The 17,740-nt window shown below is 61.2% G+C and carries 12 protein-coding genes; 9 read left to right on the top strand and 3 right to left on the bottom strand.

All coding sequences use genetic code 11. The annotated features are described in order from the left end of the window. Nucleotides 1–30 precede the first annotated feature (30 nt). The 4 genes from DN745_RS05410 to DN745_RS05425 all read left to right on the top strand — a co-directional run bounded on the left by DN745_RS05410 (nt 31) and on the right by DN745_RS05425 (nt 6,590). Complete coding sequence (locus DN745_RS05410; protein WP_111332818.1) at nt 31–2,373, top strand: tetratricopeptide repeat protein; 2,343 nt, start codon at nt 31–33, stop codon at nt 2,371–2,373. Nucleotides 2,374–2,482: 109 nt separating this feature from the next. Continuing rightward, nucleotides 2,483–2,992, top strand: a complete 510-nt coding sequence (locus DN745_RS05415; RefSeq protein WP_162687476.1) for a nuclear transport factor 2 family protein — start codon at nt 2,483–2,485, stop codon at nt 2,990–2,992. Between the two features lie 81 nt (nt 2,993–3,073). Further along, entirely contained in the window at nt 3,074–5,875 is a 2,802-nt protein-coding gene (locus tag DN745_RS05420) for a tetratricopeptide repeat protein (protein WP_111332821.1), read from the top strand. A gap of 97 nt (nt 5,876–5,972) precedes the next feature. After that, nucleotides 5,973–6,590 carry an RNA polymerase sigma factor gene (locus DN745_RS05425; RefSeq protein ID WP_111332823.1) on the top strand — a complete coding sequence of 206 codons (618 nt, stop codon included), beginning with the start codon at nt 5,973–5,975 and terminating at the stop codon, nt 6,588–6,590. Nucleotides 6,591–6,681: 91 nt separating this feature from the next. Here DN745_RS05425 and dnaJ read toward each other — a convergent pair whose 3' ends face one another. Both dnaJ and DN745_RS05435 read right to left on the bottom strand, forming a co-directional pair. Further along, the gene (dnaJ, locus tag DN745_RS05430) at nt 6,682–7,794 is read right to left on the bottom strand and encodes a molecular chaperone DnaJ (RefSeq protein WP_111332824.1); all 1,113 of its coding nucleotides are present in this window, start codon (nt 7,792–7,794) and stop codon (nt 6,682–6,684) included. A gap of 495 nt (nt 7,795–8,289) precedes the next feature. Continuing rightward, nucleotides 8,290–9,483 carry a 4Fe-4S binding protein gene (locus DN745_RS05435; protein ID WP_111337550.1) on the bottom strand — a complete coding sequence of 398 codons (1,194 nt, stop codon included), beginning with the start codon at nt 9,481–9,483 and terminating at the stop codon, nt 8,290–8,292. A 170-nt stretch (nt 9,484–9,653) separates the two neighbouring features. On the opposite strand from DN745_RS05435, the gene DN745_RS05440 reads away from it, so the two are divergent. Next, nucleotides 9,654–10,139: a glutathione peroxidase gene (locus tag DN745_RS05440; RefSeq protein ID WP_111332826.1), complete on the top strand. Its 486-nt coding sequence runs from the start codon at nt 9,654–9,656 to the stop codon at nt 10,137–10,139. An 18-nt stretch (nt 10,140–10,157) separates the two neighbouring features. On the opposite strand, the gene DN745_RS05445 is transcribed toward DN745_RS05440, so the two are convergent. After that, complete coding sequence (locus tag DN745_RS05445) at nt 10,158–11,450, bottom strand: NAD(P)/FAD-dependent oxidoreductase (RefSeq protein WP_162687477.1); 1,293 nt, start codon at nt 11,448–11,450, stop codon at nt 10,158–10,160. Between the two features lie 303 nt (nt 11,451–11,753). Here DN745_RS05445 and DN745_RS05450 point away from each other — a divergent pair, with 303 nt between their 5' ends. From DN745_RS05450 to DN745_RS05465, 4 genes are all read left to right on the top strand, one after another. After that, nucleotides 11,754–13,856, top strand: a complete 2,103-nt coding sequence (locus DN745_RS05450) for a response regulator (protein WP_111332829.1) — start codon at nt 11,754–11,756, stop codon at nt 13,854–13,856. A gap of 23 nt (nt 13,857–13,879) precedes the next feature. Next, complete coding sequence (locus DN745_RS05455) at nt 13,880–15,271, top strand: cryptochrome/photolyase family protein (RefSeq protein WP_275426334.1); 1,392 nt, start codon at nt 13,880–13,882, stop codon at nt 15,269–15,271. A gap of 326 nt (nt 15,272–15,597) precedes the next feature. Continuing rightward, on the top strand, nt 15,598–16,365 hold the full coding sequence (locus tag DN745_RS05460) for an alpha/beta fold hydrolase (RefSeq protein WP_111332833.1): 768 nt from the start codon (nt 15,598–15,600) through the stop codon (nt 16,363–16,365). A 141-nt stretch (nt 16,366–16,506) separates the two neighbouring features. Then, on the top strand, nt 16,507–17,496 hold the full coding sequence (locus DN745_RS05465; RefSeq protein WP_204355092.1) for an alpha/beta fold hydrolase: 990 nt from the start codon (nt 16,507–16,509) through the stop codon (nt 17,494–17,496). The last annotated feature ends 244 nt before the right edge of the window (nt 17,497–17,740 follow it).

A 17,740-nucleotide genomic window follows, 5' to 3' on the forward strand; every position in this document is an offset into this window, starting at 1 on the left:
CTGATTTAGCCCACACGACCGAAGGCGGAGATGAACTCAATCAAGCGCTTTATGAAGTGGTTGATGCCGACGCGTGCGTACGCGGTTGTGTACGCGCTGCTGGCGCTGGTCGCGGTCGTTTTCTGTTTTCTACCGCTGCTCAATTTGGTGGGCTATGAATCCGCCGCGGGCTTCGGCGTGCTCGGCGGCATCGCCGCGACCGCGCTGACCTTGCACGCGTTGCGCCGCGGAGTGCTCCTCGGGCCGTTGGACCCCGCGCGCGCGTCCTCGCCGCTGGCGGATTTCCTCATCCTTTTGGTGCGCCACGAGCTGCTGTTGCTCCTGCCGTTTTTGGTGCTAAGCCTCAACGCGACGCGAGTGATTAACTGCGCCTACGGCGTGGGCGGCGGCTTCTGGTTGGCGATCTCGGTGCCTGCGATTTTGGTCGGTCAACTCCTGGCGTGGGTTGCCTATGCGATATTTGCCGGGCGCGAGCGGATGCAGACTCTGACGGTCACGCTCGCGATTTTGGGCAGCGCCGCGGCGGTGCTCGCCCACCTCGCGTTGCAGCCGCCGATCGTCGGGCATCAATTCTTTTTGGGGTATTTTAGCGGCTCGATTTATGACGAGGCGTTGAGTCTTCCGACCAGCCTTTTGTGGTATCGCGGGATTCACATGGCCGCGGCGGTCGCTGTATTAGCGGGGCTCGAGGCTGTGTGGCGGCGCCGGCAGAAGGCGCCGATCCGCTGGGCGGTGTTGGTCGCGGTGTTAGCCGGCGCGACCTTCGTGTCGATGTCGGCATATCGCCAGGATTTTGGCATCGCCATCACCGCCGATTATGTCGAAGACGAGCTCGGCGGGCGCATCGAGACCGAGCATTTTATCATCTATTATCCCCAGAGCCGCGCGTTTATCGACGCGCGCGAGCGCCTCGCCGAAGACCACGAATTTCGCTACGCGCAGATGCGCGAGTTCTTCGAGACGGACCCGGCGAGGAAAGGGAAGATCAAGAGCTATGTCTATCGCGACCGTGAGCAGAAGGGGCGCCTGATGGGCGGGCGGCGCACGCTCGTGTCGAAGCTGTGGCTCCATGAGATGCATATTCTGTGGCAGCATTATGGCGACCATAAGCTCGGCCACGAGCTCGCGCATATCTTCACCGAACCCTTTGGCGCCGGGCCGCTGAGCCTGAGTATGCAGGCCGGCGTGGGCGTAAATATGGGGCTGGTTGAGGGGGCAGCGACCGCCGCCGATTGGCCGGTGCGCGACCTTGATTTGCACCAGGCCAGCGCCGCGATGCGCCGGCTGAACATCGCCCCGGATATCGGCGGCATCGTCGGGGCGTCGGGGTTCTGGACGCAGTCCTCGGGGCGCGCCTACACCCTGGTTGGCTCGTTTGTGCGGTTTTTGGTCGATGAATACGGCGTCGATAAATTCAAGGATGCCTACCCGCGCGGCGACTTTAAGGGCGCCTATGGCAAGTCGACCGACGCCCTGGTAAGCGAGTGGGAGAATTTCGTCGACACGATCGAGTTGGCCGACGAAGAGATGGCGCTCGCGCGCTACCTCTACGAGCGCCCGACGATCTTTGATAAGGTCTGCGCGCGCGAGATCGCTGACCTCACCGTGCAGGCTCAGACCGCCGCGCAGATCGGTGATATCGGCGAGGTGCGCGAGATCTATGAGAAGATCCTCGGCTTTGACCCGGCGAATACCCGCTACCGCATCGGCTACGCCCAGGTCTTGATTCAGGCGAAGCAATACGGCGCGGCGCTCGAGCAGGTCGAGTTGATGCTGGCCGACGCGCAGGCCACCGTTTTGCGCGCGCAATTGCTCAGCATGCGCGGTGACCTCGCCTGGCTGCAGGCGCAGGCCGACGGTGATGCGGGAGAGGCCGCGCTGGCGAAGGCGTCCGAGGCGTACGGGCAATGTCTAGAGCTGGGCATTCCTGCCGGCACGCGCCGACTTTTGCAGGTAAAGATGGACGCGCTTCGTCGCCCCGAAGACCAGGGGAGAGCGCACGCCTTTGAGTTCTTCCTCGGGCAGCACGCGCCGCCGCTTGCGCTGTATTTTCCGATGCGCTGGTATCAGCAAAATCCGCAGGATGCGCTGGCGGCCTACCTGGTCGGCCGGCGCCTCTGGGGTGAGTCCCAATGGGCCGAAGCCCGGCCGTATTTGGAGCAAGCCCTGGCGGGCGCCCAGCCGGGCGGGGCGATCGAAGAGGAGTCGCGGCGCATGCTCGCGCAGACGCAGTATTTCCTCGGCGATCTTGAGGCGGCCCAGCGCGGGTTTGACACCCTGTCGGCGAGCCGTGACGCGACTTATGCCACCGAAGCGCGCGAGTGGCTCAACCGCATTGCATGGAAGCGGGGGAATAGGATAGGAACACCCTAGCGTTATCAACCCACGCCGGTTCATTTAATATCAATTTTTAGCATCGATTATGGCCCTGAGAAGAGCGTTTAAGGAGAAGTATTTAATGGTTTCAATGCGACGATTAGTGATGGCCCTCGTCATTTCGACGGGTCTTTTGGCCGGGGTTGGGTGTGGCGCCGATTATATTCGTGACGACCAGATCTATAAGGACGATATCGATTTTCGCATCGATGACGACTCCCAGATCGAAGACACCCTTGAGAACCGCGAAGTGCTCGACGTGTTGGCCAGCTACCGCAAGGCGGTGGTGACCAAGGATTTTGGCACGCTTAAGCGGCTGATTTCGCCCAACTATTACGATAACGCCGGGACCACCAACACGACCGAAGATGATTATAGCGCGTCGGACCTGGCGGAGGTCTTCGAGATGATGGCCCAGGGCGCGCGCGAGATTCGCTACGATGTCCTGGTGCGCGACGTGAAGGTCAAGGGCGAGCGGGCGACGGTCGATTACAAATTCGACTACGCCTACAAATATGTCATCGCCGACGAGTCGTCGTGGGACGCTGGCGTGGACGTAAATCGTCTCGAGTTGGAGCGGGAAGATGGCGTGTGGCGCATCGTTTCCGGGCTATAATTATCGAGCCGAAGATCTGTTTTGGGGGCGCGGCAAAGGATAGCCGCGCCCGGTGATTCCGCTCAAATCTTGATTAGACCTATGCGCGATTTCCGCAATTTGCTTCTCGGTGGCGTGGTGGCCTTAACCTGGGCGACCGGGGTTTTCTGCCCGACGCCTGCTTCCGCAGAGTGGTTATCGCGCATTGGCATTCCGACCGGGGATGCAGCGGCGGGCGCGTCCGCGACGCCGGCTGAAGTTGCCTTTCAAAAAGGGGAGTTGGAGCGGGCAAAGCGCCTCGCGTTTGAGCGCGACGACGCAAGCTCGATGTTGGTGCGCGCGCATCTTGCCGAGTACGACGGCGACCTGGAGCTGGCGCAGCGTTTTGCGGCCAATGCCGAGGTGAGCGCGCGCGACGCCGAGCTGCGCGCCCGCGCAGCCGCGCTGGCCGGGCGGCTTCAGTCTGAGCTCGGTGAGTTCGAGGCCGCCGAAAATTATCTGCGCACCTTTTTAGCCGCCCACACCGACGCGCTCCCGGTGCGCCTGGAGCTCGGTCGTATGCTCGCCAAGCGCGGCGCGCAGGCCGAGGCGAACGCGGTCCTAAAGCCCTTCAGCCGTGCTTTCAATAGCGGGCGTATCACCACCGCGCGTCAACTGGCCTGGCTCGGCGAGGCGATGTGGGAGATGGGGAGCTTCGACGACGCGAATTACGCGTTTCAGAAGATGTACGAGCTCGACGCGCGCTATGTCGACGGGCTGGTCTCCTTGGCCGAGTTATTGCTCAGCAAGTACAATCAGGTCGACGCCCTCGCCACGCTTGAAGAGGCGCTCAAGATCAACCCGAAGCACCCGGGCGCCCTGGTCGCGATGGCCGAGCTAGAGATTCAGACTAGCAATTATTTCGACGACGCCCGCGACTACCTGGCGCGCGTCGAGAAGGTATGGCGCACCAGCCCGAAGATGCTGGTGACCCGCGCGAAGCTCCAGATCTATGACTCCGACTGCGCCGGCGCCGTGAAGAGCGCCAACGCGGTGCTGGCCGACCGCCCGCGCGCGGTCGAGGCGATGATCATCAAGGCGGCGTGTCATTATCTGAATGACGAGCGCCCGGCCTTTGAGGCGGTGGTGGAGCAGGCGCTGGCGATCCAGCCGGATCTCGCGCGAATCTTCACCGAAACCGCGACCTACGCGCAGATGGTGCACCGTTATTCGGAGGTCATCGCGCTAAATGAACGCGCGCTGAAGTTGCGCCCGGGGTACCCGCCGGCGCTATTGGACCTGGGAATCGGGCTGTCGCGGGTGAGGCGCGAGAGCGAAGGGGTTGAGTATCTGAGGAAGGCCTTTGAGGCCGACCCCTATAATATTCGCGCCTATAATATGGTGGAGCTCTACGACAAAACGATGTCGGAATATGAGTTTCAGACCTATGACACGTTCCGGCTGCGCACCCGGCGCGACCAGAGCGACGTGCTCAACCTGGTGGTGCCGTCGCTGGTGGGCGAGGCGATCGAGACGTTTGGGGCGAAATATAATTATAAGGTACCCGAGAAGGTTGACGTCGAGGTCTTTCCGGAGCCGGCGACCTTTGGCGTGCGAAGCGTCGGCCTGCCGCAGATCAGCCCCACCGGGCTGTGCTTTGGGCAGGTCGTGATCTCGCGGAGCCCGAGCGATGGCAATTTTAATTGGCGTCAGGTGATCTGGCACGAGATGGCCCACGTCTATCATATCCAGAAGGCCGGCTACCGCGTGCCGCGCTGGTTTACCGAGGGCTTGGCCGAGTACGAGACCAATGTCAAAGACCCGGCCTGGGCGCGGCATCGAGACGGCGAAATCGTCACGATGATGCGCGAGAATGACCTGCCAAGCGTGGTCGACCTGGATAAGCGCTTTACCCAGGCGCGCTCCTTCAAGGGCATCCTGCGCGCGTATCATCTGTCGAGCCTGGCGATCCACTATATCGTGGAGACCCACGGCTTTGCGGCCATAAACCGGATGCTTGAGACCTTTCCGGACGCGCTCAAAACCGGACTGGTGATCGAGAAGGCGCTTGAGACCGATGTCGCGAGCTTCGACGCCGGGTTTAAGAAATGGCTTGAGGCGCGCTACCTTAATTTTAGGCAGCAGGTGCTGGTCAGCGTCGACGGCATCGAGCCGATCCGGGTGCTCCAGGAGAAGTTGTCGAAGCGGCCGAATGACCCGGTGTTACGCGCGCAACTGAGTTACGCGCAGATCGCGAATGGCGAGACGGAGCGGGCTAAGCAGAATATCAAGCACGCCCTGAATAGCGCGCCGAAGAATTCGACCGTGCGCTACCTGGCCGCGCTCATCGAGTTCCGCCAGGGCCATACCCGCGACGCCTACGCTCACGGGATGGCGATTCTGGATGAGTTCGAGGACGGCTATGAGTTGCGTGTGTTGCTCGGCTACGCCGCGATGATGCTCGAGATGCCGGTCGATGCGCGGGTGCATCTGGACGCGGCGACGCAGCTCTACGAGGATGGCACGGAGGCCTGGGCCAATTTGTTGAAGTTGGCCGAGAGTCAAAAGGATGCGGCCCTCCAGGAGAGAGCCGAGCTGCGCCTGTTTGAGCTCAATCAGAATGACCCGCAAATCGCGCGAAAGCGCTTCGAGCGAATGATGGCCAAGAAGGATTGGGCGCAGGCGGCCGTGGCGGCCGAGCGCTGGGTCGCCATCGAGGCGTTTGAGCCACGCGCCCAGCGCGCGCTGGCGCGAGTAAGCCTCGCCCAAAAGAACGCGCCACGCGCCGCGCAGGCCTATCAGGTCCTGGTGCGCCTGGTGCCCGGTGAGGCGGCGGCCATGCGCAAAGAGGCGGCCAACGCGCTAAAAAGCGCCGGCTTTGCTGCAGAAGCCAAACCCTTTGAGCAAGTTGACGAATTAAAGTAATTTAGAATATTCCATTGACACATTCCCGAGCGGTGGGAAGATTCGCCTTGTGCGCTTGCCTATCCCCGATTGAACGCTCACCCGAGACTGTGCCCTGATGAGCAGTGAAGAGATAAATATTTCCGACCAAGAACGGCGCGAATTAACCGACGAAGAGCTCGTCATACTTGCTCAGGGGGGCGATTATGCGGCCTATGAGGAGATCGTGCTTCGGTATCAGGATAAGGCGTTCCGCCTCGCCTATAGTCTGACGAAAAACGACGCCGAGGCCCAGGACGTGGTGCAGGAAGCCTTCCTGAATATGTACCGCAAATTGGACTCGTTTCAGGGGGATTCGCAATTCGGCAGTTGGATGTACCGCGTGGTCGTCAACGCCGGCTTGATGCGCCTGCGCAAGCGGCGCCGCCTCAGCGAGGTGCCGGTGGACGATGAGGGCTTGAATCTGCCGGAAGATGATTATTACGGCGGCTCCGCGCCCCAGTGGCGTGTGCGCGCCGATGAGGCGGTGCAGAATCGCGAGCTGCGCCAGAAGATCATCGAGGCGGTGGATGAGTTGCCACCGAAATACCAGTCAGTTTTTGTGCTCAAAGAGGTCGAGGGGCTTAAGCTCAGCGAAATCGCCGAGGTCCTGGACCTGTCGGTGGGTGGTGTGAAGAGCCGGCTGCACCGCGCGCGCCTTCATCTTCGGGCCACGCTCGGGCCGTATCTGAGCTGAGTTGAGCAGATCTGCTCGAATAGAGATGTGAATAGAAAAAGGCGGCTTCGATGATTCGAAGCCGCCTTTCTAGATCTTTGGGCGCGCCCGTTTAGGCGGTCTGGTCCGAGAGGCGCGCGCGCGCGCTGGAGGTTTCCGCGCCAACTTCACCGGCGTGCTCGCTGCCGGCTTTGACAAACTCTTCGAGCAGTCGCCGTTGTTTATCGTTGAGGGTGTCGGGGGTTTTGAGGCGCGCGGAAATTATCAGGTCGCCGCGGCGGTCGCTGCCGATCTGGGCGATGCCGAGATTTTTAAGGGTTTGGCGGTCGCCGTATTGGGTCCCCGGAGGAAAGGTCACCGTGACGGGCTCGTCCAGGGTCGGGACTTCGATCTGGCAGCCAAGGGCGGCGTCGATAAAGGAGATTTCGGCCTGGTAGACAAGGTTTGCGCCCTGGCGCTCGAAATGCGCGCTGGGCTCGACATGCAGGACCACGAAGAGGTCGCCGGCGGGGGCGTCACCAAAGCCTGCTTTGCCCTCGCCGCGCAGGCGAAGTTTGGTGTCGGTGCCGACGCCAGCGGGAATCTTCACGGTAACTTCGCGCACATCTGCGATAAATCCGGCGCCCGTGCAGGCTGCGCAGGCTTCGTGAACGCGCTCCCCGCTGCCTTCGCAGGCCGCGCAGCTCGACGAGAGGGTGAAGAGGCCCTGGCGGTGCTGGATCTGGCCCAAGCCCTTGCAGCTTGGACAGATGACCGAGGTTGTACCGGGCTCGGCGCCGCTTCCCTCACAGGCGTCACACTCCTCGCGCCGTGGAATCTCAATGACCTTGGAGGTTCCGAACGCGGCCTCTTCAAAGCTTAGCGATAGGTCGAAGCGCAGGTCTTCGCCGCGCGCGCCGCTCTTCGACTGACCCGAGCAGCTTCCAAACCCGAAGATATCCCCAAAGATATCGCCGAACTCCGAGAAGATATCGTTGATATCGGCTGGGCTGGGGCCTTTCATTTTTACGCCCGCGCGGCCGTATTGGTCGTAGAGCGCGCGTCGAGTGCGGTCCGACAGGACCTCGTAGGCCTCGGCCGCCTGCTTAAAGCGTGTCTCAGCCTCCGGGCATTCGCAATTGCGATCCGGGTGGCATTGCAGGGCAAGCGCTCGATAGGCGCGTTTGATCTGCGCGTGAGTCGCGTCGCGCGCAACGCCCAGCATTTGGTAATAATCACAATTCATGATGAGAACTCTTCGTGAAAGGCAAACCAAGCATCGACATCATCGGCGTTGATCGTCGCACGGGTGCTGTCCGTGCACTCGGCGCCTACTCGCGCCGAAGCTTCGGTGGATGAAGATGCCGCCCGATCTAGTGTCTGGAGCATATCAAATGCGTTCGCAGTGTCATCCGGTGATGGCCGGCTGATCATGACTGATGGAGCGAAATATCCGGGCGCGAACCCACCAAGGTGATGGGATAGTATGCACATCCGGGGACGGGTCAATTTTCAAACTAATAAATATCGAAAATAGGCTGAAAGATCCGGCACCTAGCACCTTCGCCTCTGCTCTAGTCTCTCAATAGCTGCCGTTTCTGAAAAAATAAGGCTTTTGTAATAACGGAAAGTTGAACCAGGTCTTGCGTGCCCTCACGGGTCGAACAAGTGGGCCGAGGAGTTATTTCCGCAGCCTGCACCGTTGGGGTTGGCGCGGGGGCCGCCGAAGGCCCCCGGAGGCTTAGAGGGCCGGGCCCTTCCAGGTCTGCTCGCTCAGGCTGCGAAGGGTGAGCTCGGGCGCGGCGTCTGTTGGGGTTTGGTTGGAGGTCGCGGTCGGGTGGTGAATCGACAGTGCGTTGGTGCTTGCCGCCGAGGCCGTGGGCGAATGGATGCCGCCCAGGTTGAGTTTGACCGACGAGTTTTCAAGGTGAAGCACCCCGCGCGGGCAGACCTCCTCGCAGATCCCGCAGCCCACGCAGGCCGCGCGGGTGAAGTCCTCGTTGCGCTGGGCGTAGGCGCGCACGTCGATGCCCATCTCGCAATAGGTCGAGCAGAGCCCGCAGGAGATGCACATATCGTCTTTAACGGTGATGCGGAATTTGCCCGTCTTCTGCACCAGCCCGAGCACCGCGGCCATGGGGCAAAAATAGCGGCACCAGATGCGCGTTCCGCCGATGGGGTAGAGCCCCACGCCGACCGCGCCCGACAGGATCATCACCACCACGAAGCCGTACCAGGTCTGCATCTGCCCGGCGTGGTGGCGCAGCTGGGGGTTCACGTCCCCCCAGATATAGCTGGCGATGACCGCCGCGGTGACGATAAACGAGATGACCATCGTGATATGGACCGAGTATTTCTCGATGGCCCAGGCGCGGCTTGATTTGCTTGACAGGTGGCGCCACGGGTCGCCGGCGGTGTTGGCCAACCCGCCGCAGCCGCAGACCCAGGAGCAATACCAGCGCTTGCCGAAGAACACCGCCAGCACCGGCACCATCAGCAGCGAGCCGGCCACGCTCCAGATAATAAATGGCAGCGGCCAGCTGGCGATGGTCGAGGGGTAGAAATACTCGATCTTCAGCGGCCACAAATAGCTCAGGTAGACCTCGGGCTGGCCGAAGAATTTAAGTATAAGCGGGATCGAGAACGCCAGGGTCGCCTGCACGAAGATCACCACCATCGTGCGCACCACCTGGTAGGCGTTGTGGCGGTATTTGCGGATCACATGGATGCCCCCGACCGTGATCGCCAGGGTGTAGAGTAGCCCGTAGAGCGTCCATTTTTGCCCCAGGTGCAGCGCCTCCGCCACCGGGTTGAGCCAGTCGGTCCAGTAGAGCACGATATAAAAGGCGAGCAGGGCGCTCGACAGGGCCCAGGCGGTCGGGCCGCGGTGGGTGAGATCGTGTTTTAACCAGTTTAGCGCGCCTTGTTGTCTCATGAATAACTCTTTGAGTTGCACTCGGGATTAGCTGAATAATCCAGGTTTGTGGGACGTTCGCGTGGTGGCCGGGGTGGTCAAAGTTGCATCAAATAGACATTCCGAAATGACTCTGAAACACTGCCCGGTGCGCTGATTCGCTAATTTCCAAATAATCATTAGGACGAAGCATGACAAAAATCGACTATCAGACCGAAATCGAGACCATCGGCGGCGAACCCAAAACCCTGGCGGACTACCAGGGGAAGGTTTTGCTTATCGTCAATACCGCCAGCAAATGCGGCCTGACGCCTCAATTCGAGGGGTTGGAAGCGCTGTGGCAGGACTATCAAGACAAGGGCCTGGTGGTCCTGGGCTTCCCGTGCAACCAATTTGGCGGCCAGGACCCGGGGGAGAACGCGGAGATCGCCGAATTCTGCCAGGTGAACTACGGGGTGAGCTTCCCGATGCACGCGCGTATCGAGGTCAACGGCAAGCAGGCGCATCCGTTGTTCCAGACGCTCAAAAAGGCGGCGCCCGGGCTGCTGGGGACCAAAAAGATAAAGTGGAATTTCACTAAATTTCTGGTCGGTCGAGACGGCGAGATCGTGCAGCGTTTCGGCCCGAAGGAAACGCCTGAGTCGATTCGCTCGGCCATTGAGGCGCACCTGACTTAAGCCTGGGCGAGGCCACCTTTATTCCTTCGGACGGTCGGTGGTCTCGGTCATCTTTTGCAGCGGGACGCGCCCAAATTCCACGTCGAATTGGGCGTGTTCGAGGTTGTCTCGCACCCAGTCGAGCCCGCGCTTCTCTTGAATCCAGCGGGTGAGAATGCGGTGGTCAAAGCGCGAGCCGAGCATATTAAAGCCGATGACCTCGCCCGCGGCGTTGGCCACGATGCGCTGGCTAATCGGGCGCTCGGGCATCTTGCGGTAAAGGGTCGTTGAGCCGGGCGGGGCGTCCTCGAGATCGCCCACGGTCGTGAACTCGATGTCGAAGAATTTGCTGCTATTAAAAAAGACCGGCGTCTCGTAGCGCACCGGGTCGCCGAGCATCGACTGCGCGGCGAGGATGCCGTGGCGCTTGGCCGAATACCAGATGGTTTCGACGAGCGTGTTGCCCGTGTCCTGGTCGATCTCGGCGCAATCCCCCGCCGCCCACACCTGGGGCAGGCTTGTGCGAAACGCCCGGTCGACCCGAATCCCGCGGGCCAGGGCGGGGGGCGTCTTAACCGCGCGCAGCCACTCGCAATTGGGCGTCACGCCGATGGCGACGCCGAGCATCTGACAGTCGATCTCTTCGCCGCTTTCGGTGCGCACCGCGCACACCCGTCCGTTCTCGTCGACCTTAACCTCTTGCACCTGTTCTTCGAGCCGCAGGTCGACGCCGTGCTCGCGCATATGCGCGGCGATAAATTCGCCCTCGTCGGCGCCCAGGGCCGCCGGCCAGAACCAGGGCGAGCGCACCAAAAACGTGACCTCGACGCCGTGGTGGCGCAGGCACTCGACCAGTTCGATGCCGATTAGCCCGCCGCCCACGATGACCGCGCGCCGGGTCGTCGGGGTGAGGCGCTCGCAGTGGTCGAGATCCTGGAGAGAGACAAAGTTGACCAGCCCGTCGCGCACCTTGTCCAGGCCGGCGAAGTCCGCGCTGCGCGGCTTCGCCCCGACGCTTAAGAGGAGTCCGTCGTATGCCAGCGACTCGCCGTCACCGAGGGTGACCGTCTTCGCGTCGGCGTCCAGGTCGACCACCCGCGCGCGGCGCAGCGTCAGGTGCTTGTCGCGGTAGAGGCGCCGCTCGTAGGGTTCCAGGTCGCGGCGCTGCAGTTTTTCGGTGTAGGCGTACATCAGCGCGGTGCGCGAAATAAAATAATCGCTCTCGTCGCTAATGATGGTAATATGAGTCGTCGCCGGGTCTGGCAGGCGCTCTCGCAGCGTGAGGGCCGCCTGAATTCCGGCGACTCCATTGCCGACAATGATGAAATGCATAGAAATCTCAACAGCTAGAGGAAGCGCGCCGGGCGCGGCTTTCGGGCGAAGTCTGAGGCGATAGTTGCAAAGTCGTACGAATGCGACAAGCACGCTGGCCGGGGGCGAGGGGGGGAGCCGCGCAAGGCTTAGCTGCGCGCGGTCGATCGCCTTGCCAGCGGCGCGATGATCGCGCATAATCTGCGCCAGCTTATCTGCTCAGAAGATATAACTTCCCCGCGGTACCCGAGCATTCCCTGACGATAGCAATTTCATTGCGCCCTCCAGTATTCTGATCCTCTTATAAGACGCGAAAGTACTCATATGAGTAACTCACCCGACGAACCGTTGAAGACTGAGCTATTGCCTGGCAACGGCCGTGATATTCCCTTTGCGACGATTGTCGAGACCATCAACGACGGCATTCTTTTGCTGCGCTTGGATTCGACCATCACGTACGTGAACGCGAGCATGGCCGCGATGATTGGCTTCGAGTCCGAGCAGATGGTGGGGCGCTCGATTTTCGATTTTATGTCGGAGCATTGGGCCAACGTCGCGCGTGAGAATCTAAAGCGGCGCGGCGACGGGGTCGCCGAGATGTTCGACCATTGCTGGGAGCATAAAAACGGCGAGGAGGTCTGGACGTTGGTGTCCGCCAAGCCCATGCACGACGACGCAGGCGTGCGCTGGGGCTCGTTGGTGGCCATCCAGGACATTAGCGAGCGCAAGGACGCCGAGCGCAAGCTGAGCGCCGCGCGCGATGAGTTGGAGGAGCGGGTTCAGGAGCGCACGCTCCAGTTGTCCGAGGCGGTCGAGCGCTTGAATGAAGAGGTTGCGGAGCGGCGCGCCGCCGAGGAGCAGGCGCTGGAGGCGAGTCGGGCGAAGAGCGCTTTTTTGGCCAATATGAGCCACGAGTTGCGCACCCCGCTCAACGCGGTCATCGGCTATTCTGAGCTGATCGGCGAGGACCTCGACCTGGGGATCAACGACCTGGGGTCGCTGCCGCTGGAGAGTATTCGCAGCGATATCAACAAGGTTCATAAGGCGGCCAAGCACCTGCTGGTGCTCATCAACGATATCCTGGACCTCTCCAAGGTCGAGGCGGGCAAGATGGACCTGCACCTGGAGCCCTTTGACCTGGCCGGGTTGGTCGAAGAGGTCGTGGACACCATGAGCCCGCTGGTGACCGAGAATAATAACCAGATCGCGTGCACCGGTGAGATGGGGATCGAGCTTGTCGCGGACCGCACAAAGTTGAAGCAGATCTTGCTCAATTTGACCGGCAATGCGGTGAAGTTTACCGAGAATGGTGAGATTACGCTGCACTTCGTGGAGGAGTCCGTCGGCGGCCGCGATGGCGTGCGCATTGACGTCGTGGACACCGGCATGGGCATCCCGGACGACGAAATCGATCTGATGTTCGAACCCTTTACCCAGGTGGACGATTCGACCACGCGCCGCCACGGCGGCACCGGCCTGGGCCTGGCCATCTGCAAGCGCTTCTGTGAGATGATGGGCGGGTTCGTCCACGTCGAGAGCGAGGTCGGCGTCGGGACGACGGTCAGCGTGCATCTGCCCAGCGCGGCGATGCGCGCTGGGGACGAGGAATCGGTGGCTTTTTGGTCCGAAGAGGTCGCCCAGCACGCCTTGAGCAGCCACAATAATAATGAGATTGGCCCGATGGTCTTGATCATCGACGATGACCCCAATGTCCACGAGCTGATGCGCCGCTTCTTGAAGCCCCGCGGGTTCCGGCTGTTCTCGGCCTTCGACGGCGAGCGCGGCATCGAGCTTGCGCGCGAGCTTCGGCCCGATGTGATCACGCTGGACGTAATGATGCCGGGGCGCGACGGTTGGTCGGTGCTCTCCGAGCTGAAGTCCGACGCCTCCCTCGATGAGATTCCGGTGGTGATGGTCACGATGCTCGACGATAAGAGCATCGGCTACGCGCTCGGGGCGGCCGATTATCTGGTTAAGCCCATCGAGCGCGAGCGGCTGGTGCGGGTATTGTCGCGCTTTGACCGCTCGCGCGGGGGCGTGGCGTTGGTGGTCGAGGATGAGACCGAGATCCGCGAGGTCATCAAGCGCCACCTGGAGCGCGCCGGCTGGACGGTGCAAACCGCCGCCAACGGGCGCCTTGCCCTGGACGCGCTCGAGGTCGACTGCCCCGACGTGGTGCTGCTCGACTTGATGATGCCCGAGATGGACGGCTTCGAGGTCGCCGAGATCATGCGCATGGAGCCGCGCTGGCAGAAGATTCCCATCGTGGTGGTCACGGCGATGGACCTCGACGAGGCCGACCGAAGCCAGCTAAACCGCTCGGTTGAGCGGATTATGGACAAGAATATAAGCTCGATCGAGATGGTTATTTCTGAAGTGCTCAATATCGCGGGGACGGCTCTCACGAAAGCACCGGGAGTCACCTGATTACGGAATCAACCGCCACGCACATCCATTGGTTTCGCCAGGATTTACGCCTTGAGGATAACCCCTCGTTGGTGGCAGCGGCCCGCGCCGGGCGGGTCCTGCCGGTCTATATCCTCGACGATGAAAACGCCGGGAATTTTCGGATGGGCGGGGCGAGTCGCTGGTGGTTGCGGCGCTCGTTGAGCGCGCTCAATGCGTCATTGGGCGGCACGCTAAATTTCTACCGAGGCGACGCCGGCGAGATTCTCGACGAGCTTTGCCAGCGCTTTGGCGTCCAAGAGGTGCATTGGACGCGTTGCTATGAGCCGTGGCGTATCGCGCGGGACACGGCGATAAAAAAGGCGCTCACCGCCGCCGGCATATCCGCGCGAAGCCACGCGGGGGCGCTGTTATTCGAGCCCTGGAGCATCTCCAAAAACTCCGGCGGATATTACCAGATCTTCTCGCCATTTTATAAAAAGCTGCGCGCCCAGGACGCCCCCGACGAGCCCGTCTCGAAGCCGGCGCTCGACGGCCTGCTCGTCGAGGACCCGCAGGCGCTGGCGTTGGATGCGCTCGAGTTGGCGCCCCGGGTTGCCTGGGATACGGGGCTATGTGCCCGTTGGGAGCCCGGCGAAGCGTCGGCGCTGGACCGCCTGGCCGCGATGGTCGACGCTCAATTCGAAGACTACGCGGAAGGGCGAGATTTCCCTGCCCGGGACAGCGTCTCGCGCCTGTCGCCGCATCTTCACTTCGGTGAGGTGTCGCCGCGCCAAATCTGGCAGGCCACCGAGCCCCTTGAGGCCGACCCGCAGGTCGAGGCTTTTCGTCGTCAATTATGCTGGCGAGAGTTTTCCTACTCCCTGCTTTTTCATGTGCCTGAGCTGCCGACTGAGAATTTTCGAAAGTCCTTTGACGCTTTTGCGTGGAAAAACGACCCGACCCAGCTGGCGCGCTGGCAGCAGGGCAGAACCGGGTTTCCGCTGGTGGACGCGGGGATGCGCGAGTTGTGGGAAACGGGCACCATGCACAATCGCGTGCGCATGATCGCGGCGTCCTTTTTGGTCAAGAATCTCCAGATCGACTGGCGCCTCGGCGCCGCCTGGTTCTGGGATTGCCTGGTCGACGCCGACCTGGCCAATAATAGCGCGAGCTGGCAGTGGGTGGCGGGCTCGGGGACCGACGCCGCGCCGTATTTTCGCATCTTTAATCCCACCAGCCAGGCGAAGAAGTACGACCCCGATGGTCGCTATATTCGTCGGTTTATCCCGGAGTTAAAATCGCTCCCGAATAAATACCTTTTTAACCCTTGCTCCGCGCCGGAGTCCGTGCTGGAAGCAGCAAATGTGAGGCTCGGCAAAACCTACCCACGCCCCATGGTCGACCTGAAGCAGTCGCGTCAGCAGGCCCTTGATGCCTACCAATTAACTCGCTGAGATGGGGCGCGTGCTTGCCAAAGCGCGATCGCCGCATTCGGCCGCCCGCGCAGGCTCAAACGCAGATCGCGTCGCCTGAGCAATATTTGGCGAGAAAGCTGAAACCTTTCCTTGCAACACCGCCTTCGATATCGCATAATCAGTGTAGAAAGACTTTCTGCACAATCTAATTTTCGCGCGACGCTGACTACTGGCGCGGCTCCGTTTCCGAGGACCGTTTGCGCGGGTTTTTGAGGATTAAAACGCCCGATTTTAGCGCATTTTTGCGCGAATTTAAGGCGCGGCAGCATTTGCGATTCGTAAGCCAACCTTAACTTGAGGATTTGATGCCGAAAATTACAACAGACGACGGAGTTGAGCTCGCCTATCGCGTCATTGGCGACGGTGAGCGCGATCTTGTGTTGGTGCATGGTTGGATGGTTTCTGGGGCGGTCTTTGATGGGCTGATCGAGGAGCTGAATTTGCCGGATTATCGCATCATCGTGCCAGACCTGCGGCTCGCCGGCGAATCTTCGGGGCAGGCCAGTGATTTCTCGTTAGCCCGCCAGGTTGAAGACGTGAAGGCGGTGGCGGACGCCGCGGGTGCCGATTCCTTTGCGCTCATTGGCCATAGCATGGGCGGGCAGGTCGCCCAGCTTTTCGCGGCGACTTATCCCGGGCGCGTCGACCGGCTGGTGGTGCTGAGTTCGGTGCCCGCCTCAGGCGCGGCGCTGGACGAGGAAACCTACGCGTTCTTTCATGCCTCGGGTGGCAATCGCGAGGCGCAGGCCGGCATCTTCGGCCAGGCGACCCTGGATCTTCCGGAAGGGGCGCTCGAGAAATTATGCGAAGACGCGACTAAGGTTCCCGCGGAGATGATCCAGAAGGGTCTGCTCGCCTGGACGAAGGGGGGCTTCGAAGACAAGCTCGCCCAGATCGACACGCCGACATTGGTGGTCACCAGCGACGATCCGTTCCTGCCAGCCGACTTTTTGAAGGCGGCGATCGCCGACAAGATTGCGGGCGCGCAGATGGCGCATATCGGCGGGGCTGGGCACTACCTTCAGATCGAGCGCTGCGCTCAGACCGCGCGCGTCATCGAGGATTTTATCTAAGTTACGTCTCCTGAGCGCCGCAGCAGAGTGAGCGCTTGGGGGAGATTCACGGCTCTTATATCCCGGAGTTTTATGGCCCCATAATCAAGCTGCATCGTAGCGATCGTAGACTCAACAATCATGTTTGAAAGGAAAGCTGTAATGAAAAATAATGCCGTAGTGATGGGAATGTTGCTCGCGATTGGATTGGCCGGGTTGAGCGGCTGCGATGAGGCAATGGGGCCTGATGAGGCAATGGGTGCCGAGCAAGAGAGCGCCGCGGTGCAGACCGCCGAGCAGGAACTTTTCGGTCATGGCTGTCATGACCCGGACCCGAGCGATAACCTGCATTTTGCGCGCACAACCGACCAGAAGTGCATCGGGTATCGCTCGTATGGCACCGGTTATCAGACCTTGATTCTGGTCCATGGTTGGAGCGTGTCGGGCGACGTCTACGATAATTTCCTCACGGAGTTGGACACCTCGAAATACCGCGTTTTGGTCCCGGATCTGCGCGGCACCGGCGCATCGGATCGACCGGCCACGGGATACACGCTCGACAATTACCAGCGTGATGTCTTGGCGGTTGCCAATCACGCGTTTGCGCTGCGCTTCGTGCTGGTCGGCCATAGCATGGGCGGTGCGATTGCCCAGAAGATCGCCTCGGAGCGGCCTGGACGCGTCCGCGGCCTGGTCTTGATGTCGCCGGTGCCCGCCTCGGGATTCCCGCTGCCGCCGGACGCCTACGGTCTCTTCCACGCATCGGCGAACGACCCGGCCTTGCAGGAAATCGTGTTCAATATTTCGTCGGTGGCCTTGAGCCCGGCCGACATGGCTCACTTGCTCGCCTCGGCCGCCTCGGTGGAGCCTGTGGCCAGCCAGGAGTCGCTCGACGCCTGGACCCAGGCCGACTTCGCCGACCAGTTGCACCGCGTGCGTATGCCGACCCTGGTCATGGTCTCCGACGACCCCTTCTTAACCGCGCCGATCCTTCAGGACCTGGTGGTCGACCCGATCGGCTGCAACGCTGAGTTGGAGTATTTCCCGGGCTCGGGTCACTACCTGCAGGTTGAAGACGCGCCGCAGACCGCCAGCATCTTCGAGGCCTTTGTTGATGACCTTGGCTGGGGTCGTTGGAATTGGTGTCGATAAAAAAATAGTATAGACTCGGCGCGTGTCCTCGTAGGATCGCGCCGAATCTACTATGATCATCCGGCCGGGCTTCGAGTTTTCGAGGAGCCCGGCCGTGTCTGTGCTGGCCGGGTATAATTTTATCGAACGTAGCTTTCGCATCGAAAGCACCCTGCGTGACTTATCTGAGGGGCCCTCGTATATCGAATGTGCGATGGGCACAAAAGATGAGCGAACACAAACCGCCGCCGAAGGTTGTGATGGG

Source organism: Bradymonas sediminis (assembly GCF_003258315.1).
Classification (GTDB): Bacteria; Myxococcota_A; Bradymonadia; order Bradymonadales; family Bradymonadaceae; genus Bradymonas; species Bradymonas sediminis.